Consider the following 12,443-nt stretch of genomic DNA (forward strand, 5'->3'; position numbering starts at 1 on the left):
CTCCAGGAGCGGAGCTGGCTGCTGGAACGGGAGCGCGAAACCGCGGCCCGGCAGGCGATCGACGCCGAGCGCGCCCGGATCGCCCGTGAACTGCACGACATCGTCAGCCACAACGTGAGCCTCATGGTGGTCCAGGCCGGTGCGGCCCGCCGGGTGCTCGACCGCGATCCGGGGGAGGCGGCGGAGGTCACCGAGGCGCTGAGGGCGGTCGAAGCGGCCGGGCGCGACACGATGACCGAGCTGAGGCACCTGCTCGGCGTCCTCGCCCCGTCGGCGGCGGGGGAGGACGAGGAGGACCTGACCCCCCAGCCCGGTCTGGGCAGGCTGAGTCCCCTGATCGACCGGATCGCGTTCGCCGGGCTGCCGGTCGAGGTGCGCATTTCGGGGGAGCCGCGCCCGCTGCCGTCCGGAGTGGACCTCACCGCCTACCGGATCGTCCAGGAGGCACTGACGAACGCGCTCAAGCACGGCGACGGGGCACAGGCGGAGGTGACGGTGCGGTACGGGGAACGCCATCTGCGCATCGAGGTGACCAACACCGGGCCGAGCGTGCTGTCCGGCGGCCGGCCGGGCCCGCGGGGAGCGCCGGGGGACGGGCGGGGACTGCTCGGCCTGCGGCAGCGGGTCGCGGTGTTCGGTGGTGACCTCGACGCCCGGCGCCGTCTCGGCGGTGGCTACCGGGTGCGGGCGCGGATCCCGTTGGCGCGCCCGTGACCGGCGACACGCCGCGCGTCGTCATCGCCGACGACCAGGCCCTCGTCCGCCGCGGGTTCCGGATGATACTGGGCGCGGACGGGATCGAGGTGGTGGCCGAGGCCGCCGACGGCGTGGAGGCGGTGCGGGCGGCCAGGGAGCTGCGACCGGACGTGGTGCTGATGGACGTGCGCATGCCCCATCTGGACGGACTGGAGGCCACCCGCCGCATCCTGGCGGAACTGCCCGGATGCCGCGTGCTCATGCTGACCACCTTCGACCTCGACCGCTACGTCTACGCCGCGCTCGCGGCCGGGGCCAGCGGCTTCCTGCTCAAGGACGTCACGCCCGAACACCTCGTCGCCGCGGTGCGGCTGGTCGGCACCGGGGACGCGCTGCTCGCGCCGTCGATCACCCGTCGTCTGGTCGAACGGTTCGCGGCGCCGGCGGCGCCCGGGCCGCGGCCCGATCCGCGCGAGCACCCCGCGCTCGCCGCGCTGACCCCGCGCGAGCTGGAGGTGCTCGGCCTGCTCGGGCGGGGCCGGTCGAACGCCGAACTGGCGGAGGAGCTCACCCTCAGCGAGGCGACGGTGAAGACGCATGTCGCCCGCATCTTCGCCAAGCTGTCGCTGCGGGACCGGGCACAGGCGGTCGTACTCGCCTACGAGACCGGGCTGGTCACCCCCGGTTCGGCAGAGCGGAACCAATCTTGACAGGCTGCTCTTCCTGATTGAGACTACCCACAGTTGACAGGATGTTCTGTCAAAAACGACTCCGCATTTCTGCGACGTGGGAGGAACGGGAGTATGGACGTGACCGGGCAGGTCCGCGGCAAGGTCGTGGTGATCACCGGCGGTGCGCGCGGCATCGGGTTCGCCACCGCGAGGGCGCTGCACCGGCTCGGCGCGTCGGTCGCCATCGGCGACGTCGACGAGATCCGGCTGAAGGAGTCCGCCAAGGAACTCGGCATCGGCGTCCACGGGCCGCTGGACGTCACCAGCCCGGAGTCGTTCGCCGCCTTCCTGGACCGGGTCGAACGCGAACTCGGCCCGGTCGACGTGCTGGTGAACAACGCGGGCATCATGCCGGTGGGTGTCCTCGCCGACGAACCCGACGAGGTGACCCGGCGCATCCTCGACATCAACGTCTTCGGGGTGATCACCGGCAGCAAGCTCGCCCTGCGCCGGATGCTGCCCCGCGGCCGCGGGCACGTCATCAACATCGCTTCGCTGGCCGGGGAGCTCCTCGTGCCGGGGCTGGCCACCTACGGTGCCAGCAAGGCGGCGGTCCTCGGTTTCACCGAAGCCGCCCGGCTCGAACACCGCGGCACCGGCGTCGTGTTCTCCGCCGTGCTGCCCACCTTCACCAACACGGAGCTGTCCTCGGGGACTACGGGGAACAAGGTGGTGCGCAACGCCGAGCCCGAGGAGATCGCCCGAGCCGTGGTCGAGCTGATCGCGGCGCCGAGGCCGCGCGTCCGTGTCACCAGGCTGGCCGGTGCCCTGGTCGCCGGTCAGAAGTTCGTGCCCCGCCGGATCGGCGATTTCCTCGTCCGCGCCACCGGCATGGCCACGGCCTTCACCACCCGGGTCGACAACGAACAGCGCCGGGCCTACGAAGCCCGCGCCCGGGGCGCCGACGACGCGGACTGAGCGCGCTGGGGTTGTGCTGTGAAGGGTCCCTTCACGGCCATATCGGCTGTGAAGGGACCCTTCACGGCCAACGTCCGGGATGAGGGCAGCGTGGGCCACACGATATTCGGGGGCCGGGCGATCACCTCACGGCTATCCTGGACGCCGTATGTCTCAATCGACGGTGCGCTCCCCCCTTGCCGACCTGCGGGCCAGGCTGCCCGAGTTGACCCTGCGCGACGAGCACCGGCTCCGTCGCCGGATCGACGGTGCCCGCAAGGCGCGCGACCAGGAGCAGGTGGCCGCCCGGATCGCGGCCGACATCGAGGCCGCCGAGCTGCGTGCGCAGCTGCGCCGCGAGAGCGTGCCGAAGATCGAGTACCCGGAGGAACTGCCGGTCAGCCGGCGCAAGGACGACATCGCGGCCGCCATCCGCGAGCACCAGGTCGTGATCGTGGCGGGGGAGACCGGCTCCGGGAAGACCACCCAGCTGCCGAAGATCTGCCTGGAGCTGGGCCGCGGCGTGCGCGGGCAGATCGGCCACACCCAGCCGCGGCGGCTGGCCGCCCGCACGGTCGCCGAACGGGTTGCCGCCGAGCTGAAGACCGAACTGGGCGCCACGGTGGGCTACAAGGTGCGGTTCACCGACACCAGCGGCGACGACACCCTGGTCAAGCTGATGACCGACGGCATCCTGCTCGCCGAGATCCAGGGCGACCGGATGCTGCGCCAGTACGACACGCTGATCATCGACGAGGCCCACGAGCGCAGTCTCAACATCGATTTCCTGCTCGGCTACCTCAAGCAGCTGCTGCCGCGCCGCCCCGACCTCAAGGTGATCATCACCTCGGCGACCATCGACCCCGAGCGCTTCTCTCGCCACTTCGGTGACGCGCCGATCGTGGAGGTGTCGGGGCGCACCTATCCGGTCGAGGTCCGCTACCGCCCGATCGTCGATCCGGACCACCCCGAGCTCGATGCCGAACGCGACCAGGTGCAGGCGATCTGCGACGCGGTGGACGAGCTGTGCGCCGAGGGGCCCGGCGACATCCTGGTCTTCCTGTCCGGGGAGCGGGAGATCCGTGACACCGCCGACGCACTGTCCAAACAGGACCTGCGGAACACGGAGATCCTGCCGCTGTACGCCCGCCTGTCCGCCGCGGACCAGCATCGCGTGTTCAGCAGGCACACCGGCCGCCGGATCGTGCTGGCCACCAACGTGGCCGAGACCTCGCTGACCGTGCCCGGCATCAAGTACGTGATCGACCCTGGCACCGCCCGCATCTCCCGCTACAGCCACCGCACCAAGGTGCAGCGCCTGCCGATCGAGCCGGTTTCCCAGGCCTCGGCCAACCAGCGCAAGGGCCGCTGTGGCCGGACCTCGGACGGTATCTGCGTCCGGCTGTACACCGAAGAAGACTTCCTGTCCCGCCCCGAGTTCACCGATCCGGAGATCCTGCGGACCAACCTCGCCTCGGTGATCCTGCAGATGACCTCGCTCGGGCTGGGCGACATCGCGGCGTTCCCGTTCGTGGAGCCGCCGGACCGGCGCCAGATCGCCGACGGTGTCCAGCTGCTCCAGGAGCTCGGCGCACTGGAGCCGGGGGCGAAGGACCGGCTGACGCCGATCGGGCGGCAGCTCGCCCAGTTGCCGGTGGATCCCCGCCTCGGCCGCATGGTGCTGGAGGCAGCGAAGAACGGCTGCGTCCGCGAGGTGATGATCATCGCCTCGGCCCTGTCCATTCAGGACCCCCGCGAGCGGCCTGCCGACCAGCAGGAGGCGGCGCGGCAGCAGCATGCCCGGTTCACCGACAAGACCTCGGACTTCCTGGCCTACCTCAACCTGTGGGAGTACCTGCGCGAGCAGCAGAAGTCGCTGTCCAGCAACCAGTTCCGCAGGCTGTGCCGGGCCGAGTTCCTGAACTACCTGCGGGTGCGGGAGTGGCAGGACGTCTACAGCCAGCTGCGGCAGCTGGCCAAGCCGCTGGGCATCACGCTCAACAGCGAACCGGCGGATCCGCAGAACGTGCACATCTCGCTGATCGCCGGTCTGTTGTCGCACATCGGCCTCAAGGACCCGGAAAGCGGTGACTACCTCGGCGCGCGGGGCGCGCGGTTCGGCGTGTTCCCGGGGTCCGCGCTGTTCCGGAAACAGCCCCGCTGGCTGGTTTCGGCGGAACTGGTGGAAACCTCGCGGCTGTGGGCGAGGGTCAACGCCCGCGTCGAACCGGAGTGGATCGAGCCGCTCGCCGGGCACCTGGTGAAACGCACCTACTCCGAACCGCACTGGGAACGCAGGCGCGGCGCGGTGATGGCCAGCGAACGGGTCACCCTCTACGGGGTGCCGCTGGTGGTCGGCCGCAAGGTCAACTACGGGCGCATCGATCCGGAGACCTCGCGGGAGCTGTTCATCCGGCACGCGCTGGTCGAGGGGGACTGGGACACCCGGCACCGGTTCTTCGCGGAGAACCGGGCCCTGCTCGACGAGGTCGAGGACCTGGAAAACCGGGCGCGCCGCCGCGACCTGCTGGTCGACGACCAGACCCTGTTCGAGTTCTACGACCAGCGCGTCGGCGAGGAAGTGGTCTCCGCCCGGCACTTCGACACCTGGTGGAAGAAGGCGGGGCGGGAGCAGCCGGATCTGCTCAACTTCGAAAAGGCCATGCTGCTCAACGAGGGGGCGGACCAGGTCAGGGAGTCCGACTATCCCGACACCTGGACGCAGGGCCCGCTGAGCCTGGCCCTGACCTACCAGTTCGAGCCGGGCGCCGACGCCGACGGCGTGACCGCGCACATCCCGCTGCCGGTGCTGAACCAGGTCGTGCCCGACGGTTTCGACTGGCAGGTGCCGGGACTGCGCGAGGAACTGGTCACGGCACTGATCAAATCGCTGCCCAAGCAGCTGCGCCGCAACTTCGTGCCCGCGCCCGACCATGCGAAACTCGTGCTTTCCCAGGCGAAACCGGAGGACGGCCCGCTGCTCGACGTGCTCGCGCGCGTGCTCGAACGGCTGCGCGGGGTGGAAGTGCCGCCCGAAGCGTGGCAGCTTTCCGCGGTGCCGGACCACCTGCGCGTCACCTTCCGCGTGGTGGACGAAAAGGGCCGGAACCTGGGCGAGGGCAAGGATCTCGAAGCGCTCAAACACCGGTTGAGCCCGCAGGTGCGGGCCACGATCTCCCGTGCCGCCACCAGCATCGAGCGGGAAGGGCTGACCCGCCCCGCCTTCGGTGAGCTGCCCAAGGTGTTCGAGAGCGCGCGCGGCGGCCACGAGGTGCGGGCCTATCCGGCGCTGGTCGACGAGGGCGAGACGGTGGCCGTGCGCATGCTGGACACACCGGTGCAGCAGCGGCAGCAGATGTGGCTCGGCACCAGGAAACTGCTGCGGCTGAACCTGCCCTCGCCGATGAAGTTCATCAACCGCAACCTGAGCAACACCTCGAAGCTGGTGCTCGGCCGCAATCCGCACGGCAGCGTGGCCGGGCTGCTCGAAGACTGCGTGAACTGCGCGGTGGACAAGCTGATCGCCGACAACGGCGGCCCGGTGTGGGACGAGGCGGGCTTCGCCGTACTGCTGGAAAAGGTCCGGGGCGGGGTGAACCCGCTGGTGCTGGACGTGTTGTCCGAAGTGGAGCGCGTCCTGCGTGCCGCGCACGATGCCGAGGCCCGGCTCGCCGACACCCGCGGCCCGGCGCCCTCGCTCGCCGACATCCGGCGGCAGCTGGACGAGCTGGTGTTCCCGGGATTCGTCACGGCCACCGGGTTCGACCGGTTGCCGAACCTGGTCCGCTACCTGCGGGCGATCGAGCGCAGGCTGGACAAGCTCGGCAACGCCGCTGCCCGCGACGGGGAACTGCTCGCCGATCTGGACTGGCTGCGTGAGGAGTACCGGCAGGCGGTGGCCGCGCTGCCGCCGGGTATCGAGCCCGGCCCGGCGCTGACCGGCGTGCGGTGGATGATCGAAGAACTGCGGGTGAGCTATTTCGCGCAGAACCTGGGCACCGCTCATCCCGTTTCCGTCAAACGCATCGTCCGAGCGCTCGACGACGCCGTTTCCGGTGCTTAGCGGAATCCTCTTGCGCGCCTTTCACTTCGCGTCGGCGTAGGTGTCCACGACGGCGGTGTGCAGGGGGAAGCGGACCGGGCAGGAGGCGCCGAAGAGCAGGGCGGCCGTTTCGGCCATGCCGGTGTCGATGATCGCCGGGATGCGGTCGGCCAGTTCCTCCGGGGCGTGCACGATGACCTCGTCGTGCTGGAAGAACACCAGGTGCGCGGGGGCGGGCAGGCGCTGCCGCAGGAGGGCGAGCAGCACCGCGGTGAAGTCCGCGGCACTGGCCTGCACCACGAAGTTGCGGGTGAACCGGCCCCAGTCGCGGGCGGCCTGGCGGGCGCGGCCGTTGTCGGCGTCGGCCGCGCCGGTCAGTGCCCGCCAGGACTCCGACGGCGGCGGTGAGGTGCGGCCGAGCCTCGACCGCACCCGCTCACCGCGCTCGCCCGCCCGCGCGGCGCGCTCCACATAGGACACCGCGGCCGGGAAGCGCTGGCGCAGCAGGGCCAGCAGCGAGGCGGCCTCGCCCGCCGTGCCGCCGTACATCGCCGACAGCATGGCGATCTTCGCGCGCCCCCGGGATTCGGCGTCCACGACCGGGAACATCGCCTCCGCCAGCCTGCTGTAGAGGTCGGTCGAGGCGGCGACCTCGGCCAGCGCCCGGTCCCCGGACAGCGCGGTCAGGATGCGGGGTTCGAGTTGCGCGGCGTCGGCGACGACGAGCTTCCAGCCGGGATCGGCCCGCACGCAGACCCGCAGCGTCTTGGGGATCTGCAGCGCGCCGCCGCCCTGACTGGCCCAGCGGCCCGACACCACGCCGCCGACCACCCAGGCAGGCCGGAACCGCCCGTCGCGCACCCATTCGTCGAGCCACGCCCAGCCGTTGGCCGAGTACAGGCGTGCCAGTTCCCGGTACTCGATGAGGACGGGCACCGCGGGATGGTCGATCTTGCGCAGCACGTGCGCCCTGGCCGAGGGGATGGAGATCCCCTCGCGGCCGAAGGCGCGCACGATGGTGGGCGGGCTGTCGGGGTTGACCGGTTTGCCGTCGAAGGCCTCGCTGACCTTCGCGGCCAGTTCGACCAGTTTCCTCGGCCGCTGCCCGGCGGGCACCCTGGGGCCGAGCAGTTCGGTGAGCAGCGCGTCGTGCACGTCGGCGCGCCAGGGCAGGCCGTCGGCGCTCATCTCGGCGGCGGCCAGTGCGCTCGCCGATTCGGCGGCGATGAGCAGGCGCAGGCGGCCGGGCGCCTCGGTGGCGCGCAGGCGCCGCTCCTGGGACTCCAGCACCGCCTTCGCCGCGTCCACCACGGAGACCCCGGGCGGGAGCCCGGAGCCGCGCGGGGTGAACAGCGCGGGCTGGCTGTCGGCGGGACCGGTTTCGTCCGGAGGCGGGGTGAGCCCGTTCACCCTGGCCAGCGCGGCGGCCAGGCCGCGCGGTTCCCCGCCGCGACCGTCGTGGGCCAGCAGCAGCCCTTCGGCCAGCGCCAGGTCGTGGCACCGGCCCAGCCGCACGCCCGCCGCCAGCAGCGGCGGGTAGATCCGCTCCACGGACGGGACCACCCAGCGCGGCCCCTCCCGCTCCAGTCCGGCGACGTGGGCGGGCAGTTCGCCTGCCTCGAGGGTCCGCCTGCCCGCAGGCGTCAGCACCGTGTAGGTGCCGTCGTCCTCCTGGCCGGCGTAGATGTGCACACCCCGATTGTGCGCCGCACCCCCGACATTTTCGGCCTCGCCCGCCATGGGCGTTGAAACCGCTGACTACTCTCCAGTAGCCTGCATACTCGCGGTACGGCGATGGGCCAACGGAGGTGCCTGCCCCAATGCTGGTCGGCAAGGTGGCGGAGACGGTCCGCAGCATCGAGGTGATGTGGAAGGCCGGGTTGATCCCCTTCCCCCGGATCGACGAAGGCCTGCAGGCGCTCGTCGCGATGCGCCGGATCGGCCCGTTCGCCGCGTCCACCCAGGTGGCCGCGCGGCGGGACCCGACGGCGGTGGGGCTGGTCGACGAGCGCGGGCCGCTCACCTTCAAACAACTCGACCTGCGGTCCAACGCGCTGGCCCGCGCCTGGGCCGCCCGCGGCGTCACGGCGGGCACCGTGATCGCGGTGCTCTGCCGCGATCACCGCGAGCTGGTCACCGCGATGGCGGCGGCGGGCAAGCTCGGGGCGCGGTTGCTGCTGATGAACACCGGGTTCGCCAAACCGCAACTGGCCGACGTGGCACGGCGCGAGCGGGTCGGCGTGCTCGTCCACGACCAGGAGTTCACCGAACTGCTCTCGGCGGTGGGTGAGGACGTGGACCGGTACCTGGCCTGGGTGGACACCGACGATCCGCTCCAGCGGCACGAGGTCCCGGTGCTCGACGAGCTGATCGCCAGCACCGACGACCGCCCGGTGCCGCTGCCGCCGCGGCTCGGCGGATTCGTCCTGCTCACCAGCGGCACCACCGGCACCCCCAAGGGCGCCCCCCGCGGCGCGGTGTCGCTGCTCGCCCCGGCGCAGTTCCTCGACCGCATCCCGTTGCGCGCCGGGGAGTGCACCTTCCTGGCCGCGCCGATCTTCCACGCGACCGGGGTGTCGCAGTTCATGCTGTCCTTCGCACTGGGCTGCAAGGTGGTGGTGCGACGGCGGTTCGACCCGGAGGAGACGCTGCGGGCCGTCGAGGAACACCGCTGCACCACGCTGGTGCTGGTGCCGACCATGCTCCAGCGGATCGTCGACCTGGGCCCCGAGGTGCTCGCCCGCTACGACACCTCGTCGCTGCGCATCATCTTCGTCGCCGGTTCGGCGCTGTCGCCCGACCTCGGCAACCGCGCCACCGCGGCCTTCGGTGACGTGATCCACAATCTGTACGGTTCCACCGAGGTTGCGGTGGCGACCGTGGCCACCCCCGAGGACTGGCGCCTTGCCCCCGGCACCGTCGGCCGTCCTCCCGTCGGCTGCCGTGTCGTGCTCTACGACCACGAGGGGCGGCGGATCACCGAACCCGGCGTGACCGGGCGGGTGTTCGTCGGCAGCGGCCTGAGCTTCCAGGGCTACACCGACGGGCGCACCAAGGAGGTCATCGACGGCCTGCTGTCCACCGGCGACGTCGGCCATTTCGACCGGCACGGACTGCTGTTCATCGACGGCCGCGACGACGAAATGATCGTTTCGGGCGGCGAGAACGTGTTCCCGGCCGAGGTGGAGAACCTGCTCGTCGAGCGTCCGGACGTGGTCGAGGCCGCCGTGATCGGGGTGCCCGACGAGGAGTTCGGCCAGCGGCTCAAGGCCGTCGTGGTGCGGAAGCCGGGGTCCGATCTGGACGCGGACACGGTGCGGTCCTTCGTGAAGTCCAACCTGGCGCGCTACAAGGTGCCCCGGGACGTGGAGTTCGTCGAACGGCTGCCGCGCAACGCCACCGGCAAGGTGCTCCGGGACCGCCTGAAGTGACGGGGAGTGAGAACCTTCGCACTCCCGGGCTGAACCGTGGGCAGTGCGGTTAGGCTGCGGGAATGGGTGCGATCTACCTGATCCGGCACGGTCAGGCTTCCTACGGGGCCGAGGACTACGACCGCCTGTCCGGCGTTGGCGTCGAACAGGGTGCCGTGGTCGGTGCGGAGCTGTTGCGCCGCAACATGCGGTTCACCGAGGCGAGGACGGGTTCGCTGGCACGGCAGCGGAAGACGGCCGAGACGGTGCTGGACTGGCTGGGGATCAGAACGCCCGCCAAGGAAGACCCGCGGTGGAACGAGTACGACCATGTCGACATAGTGACCCACCACGGCGGCGCGGTGACCCAGGGCGAACTGGACTCGCGCAGCTATCAGGGGGTGCTCGACGCGGCGCTTTCCGCCTGGATCGGCGCCGGTGACGGCAGCCCGTGCGCGGAGACCTGGCCCGCGTTCCTCGCCCGGGTGCGGGGCGCGCTCGAGGACCTGGTCACCGGACTGCGCAAGGGCGAGAACGCGGTCGTGTTCACCTCCGGCGGCGTCATCGGCACGCTCACCGGCCTGCTGCTGGGCACCCCGGAAGTGGGGTTGCTCAAGCTCAACCGCGTGACCGTGAACGGCAGCATCACCAAGATCGTGTCCGGGCGCAGCGGGACCACCCTGCTGTCGTTCAACGAACACTCCCATTTCGACGGCCAGTCCTCGCGCCTGCTCACCTACCGCTGAGCCCCACGCTCCTGTTCCCGGGACTCAGGCGGACTCAGGCGGCGCGGTGAGACGGGGCCAGAGTGCGGCGAGGTGGGCGCGCCAGGTGCCCCAGAAATGCGTGCCCGCGGTGAAATGCGTGGTCACGTCCACACCGGCGGTGCGCAGCCGCTCGGCGAACTCCTCGTTCGCGGCCCGCGCGGTGCGCTCGATCAGGCCCATGCCGGGCACGGTCTCCTCGCCCGGAACTCGCGTTCCATCTCCCGCCGCGAGGAGCACCTCGGTGCCGCGGAACGCCTCGGCATGGCGGCACGGGTCGTTCGCGGCCCAGGTGGCGAACGCCCGGCGCCGCGGCCCCCAGATCCGCCCCGGCGGGATGCCCTCCCGCACCGACAACAGGCCCAGCAGCGCCCCCATGCCCGGCCGGGTCAGGTGGACAAGGCCGCTCAGCGACGCGACCGCGCGGAACATCCCCGGCCGCCGCATCGCGTACCGCAGCGCCCCGTAGCCGCCCATCGAAATGCCCGCCGCCAGGCGGAGTTCGCCCGCGCCGAACCGTTGTTCCAGCAGGGTGCGCACCTCGTCGAGGTGGAAGGTCTCCCAGTGGGGCACGGTTCCGGCGCGATCGGGCACGCGCCAGTCGGTGTAGAAGCCGAGCCTGCCGCCGTCGGGCATCACCACGAGCAGACCGGAACCGGCCGCCAGCCGCAGCAGATCGGTATGCCTTCGCCAGCAGGTGTGGTCGTCCGACGAGCCGTGCAGGAGGTAGAGCACGGGGTGGCGGCCGTGGTCGCCGGGCCGCCAGCCCGGCGGGGTGCGCACGGCGAGCGAGACCTCGCGGCCCAGCGCGGGCGAATGCACCCGGATCTCGCGCAGGCCCTCCCCGGTTTCCCGGTCCGCGAGGACCTTCACCGTCCGGCCGCCAGTCGCGCGGCGGCCAGCACCACGTTCAGCCGCCGCCCGATTTCGTCCACATTGGGCGGATCGAGCAGTGAGAGGTGGTGTCCCGGGACGGTGATGACGTCGAGGTCGCGGCACACCGCGTCCCAGCCGCGGGCCGGGTCCCGCCGGTCGAAGCGGTGGTCCCGCAGGCCGCCCGGCGTGAGGTCCCGTGCGCTGAAGAAGGAGACCGGGCCGTCGTAGGGCCGGGGCAGGTAGCGTTCGAGCGAGCGCGTGTCCAGCAGCGAGGTGCGCTGGTGGTTCAGGATCGCCCCGCTGACCGCGCTGTTCACCAGGCCCTCGGCTTGCATGGTGTCCACCAGCAGCCGCACCTGGCTCTCGTCGTCCAGCCGGGCCAGCTTCTCGTAGTTCAGGCTGATCTTGCGGCCGTAGCTGGATTCGAGGAACTCCCCGAACCGTTCGAAGCGCCGTTCGGTCAGTTCCACATCGGACAGCCCGGTGTCGTTCGGCAGCGGGATGATCGAATCGATCATCGCGAGCACCTCGACCGTCTCACCGGCGCGGCGCAACTGCTGGGCCGTCTCGAAGGCGAGGAAACCGCCGAACGACCAGCCCGCCAGGCGATACGGCCCGTGCGGCTGCACGGCCCGCAGTTCCGGCAGGTACCGGCGGACCCGGTCCTCCACCGCGGAAACGCCTTCCAGACGGTCGAAACCGTAGACCGGCACGGCCGGATCGAGCAGCTGGGTCAGCTGCGTGTAGACGGTCGTGTCCCCGCCGCCGGGGTGGAAGAAGAACAGCGGGGTCTTGCTGCCCTGGCCGCGCAACACCCGCAGCGGGCCGCTTCCGTGCTCCTCTTCGCGCAGGTGCGCCGCCATCCGTTCGATCGTGGGATGCTCGAACAGCTCGGAGATGGTGAGTTCACGCCCGCTGCGTTCGGCCAGCAGCGCGGTGACCCGTTCGGCGTGCTCGCGGTCACCGCCGAGACCGTAGAAGTCCTGGGTCACCCCGGCCTCGCGCCCCAGCACCTCCCGCCACACCC

Annotated in this window: 9 protein-coding genes; 6 read left to right on the forward strand and 3 right to left on the reverse strand. The window is 71.3% G+C overall.

Translation table 11 applies throughout. The features are described from left to right. The 4 genes from FNH05_RS19425 to hrpA form a co-directional block, all read left to right on the forward strand. Nucleotides 1-714, forward strand: a 714-nt coding sequence (locus tag FNH05_RS19425) for a sensor histidine kinase (RefSeq protein ID WP_144590122.1), incomplete at its 5' end; no start/stop codon positions are given. Next, nucleotides 711-1,406: a response regulator transcription factor gene (locus FNH05_RS19430; protein WP_144590123.1), complete on the forward strand. Its 696-nt coding sequence runs from the start codon at nt 711-713 to the stop codon at nt 1,404-1,406. The genes FNH05_RS19425 and FNH05_RS19430, both read left to right, overlap by 4 nt. A gap of 93 nt (nt 1,407-1,499) precedes the next feature. Beyond that, nucleotides 1,500-2,345, forward strand: a complete 846-nt coding sequence (locus FNH05_RS19435; RefSeq protein WP_144590124.1) for an SDR family oxidoreductase — start codon at nt 1,500-1,502, stop codon at nt 2,343-2,345. 148 nt (nt 2,346-2,493) lie between these two features. Then, nucleotides 2,494-6,387: an ATP-dependent RNA helicase HrpA gene (gene hrpA / locus FNH05_RS19440; RefSeq protein ID WP_144590125.1), complete on the forward strand. Its 3,894-nt coding sequence runs from the start codon at nt 2,494-2,496 to the stop codon at nt 6,385-6,387. Between the two features lie 21 nt (nt 6,388-6,408). On the opposite strand, the gene FNH05_RS19445 is transcribed toward hrpA, so the two are convergent. Continuing rightward, nucleotides 6,409-8,058 carry a bifunctional 3'-5' exonuclease/DNA polymerase gene (locus FNH05_RS19445; protein ID WP_246127832.1) on the reverse strand — a complete coding sequence of 550 codons (1,650 nt, stop codon included), beginning with the start codon at nt 8,056-8,058 and terminating at the stop codon, nt 6,409-6,411. A gap of 128 nt (nt 8,059-8,186) precedes the next feature. On the opposite strand from FNH05_RS19445, the gene FNH05_RS19450 reads away from it, so the two are divergent. Together FNH05_RS19450 and FNH05_RS19455 are read left to right on the forward strand one after the other, a co-directional pair. Continuing rightward, entirely contained in the window at nt 8,187-9,797 is a 1,611-nt protein-coding gene (locus tag FNH05_RS19450) for an acyl-CoA synthetase (protein WP_144590127.1), read from the forward strand. Between the two features lie 62 nt (nt 9,798-9,859). Next, nucleotides 9,860-10,522: a histidine phosphatase family protein gene (locus tag FNH05_RS19455; RefSeq protein WP_144590128.1), complete on the forward strand. Its 663-nt coding sequence runs from the start codon at nt 9,860-9,862 to the stop codon at nt 10,520-10,522. Between the two features lie 24 nt (nt 10,523-10,546). Here the strand turns inward: FNH05_RS19455 and FNH05_RS19460 are convergent, their stop codons facing one another. Both FNH05_RS19460 and FNH05_RS19465 read right to left on the reverse strand, forming a co-directional pair. Next, nucleotides 10,547-11,413 (reverse strand): alpha/beta hydrolase, encoded by an 867-nt coding sequence (locus tag FNH05_RS19460; RefSeq protein ID WP_186382628.1) that lies wholly within the window; start codon nt 11,411-11,413, stop codon nt 10,547-10,549. After that, on the reverse strand, nt 11,410-12,443 hold a 1,034-nt coding region (locus tag FNH05_RS19465; RefSeq protein ID WP_144590130.1), incomplete at its 5' end, for a thioesterase domain-containing protein. The genes FNH05_RS19460 and FNH05_RS19465, both read right to left, overlap by 4 nt.

This window comes from Amycolatopsis rhizosphaerae (assembly GCF_007713715.1).
In the GTDB taxonomy this organism is placed as follows: domain Bacteria; phylum Actinomycetota; class Actinomycetes; order Mycobacteriales; family Pseudonocardiaceae; genus Amycolatopsis_E; species Amycolatopsis_E rhizosphaerae.

What these genes read in the sequence shown, in the direction of transcription:
- FNH05_RS19455 (WP_144590128.1), top strand. Translation starts at nt 9,860, where the DNA reads ATGGGTGCGATCTACCTGATCCGGCACGGTCAGGCTTCCTACGGGGCC.
- hrpA (WP_144590125.1), top strand. Translation starts at nt 2,494, where the DNA reads ATGTCTCAATCGACGGTGCGCTCCCCCCTTGCCGACCTGCGGGCCAGG.
- FNH05_RS19450 (WP_144590127.1), top strand. Translation starts at nt 8,187, where the DNA reads ATGCTGGTCGGCAAGGTGGCGGAGACGGTCCGCAGCATCGAGGTGATG.
- FNH05_RS19435 (WP_144590124.1), top strand. Translation starts at nt 1,500, where the DNA reads ATGGACGTGACCGGGCAGGTCCGCGGCAAGGTCGTGGTGATCACCGGC.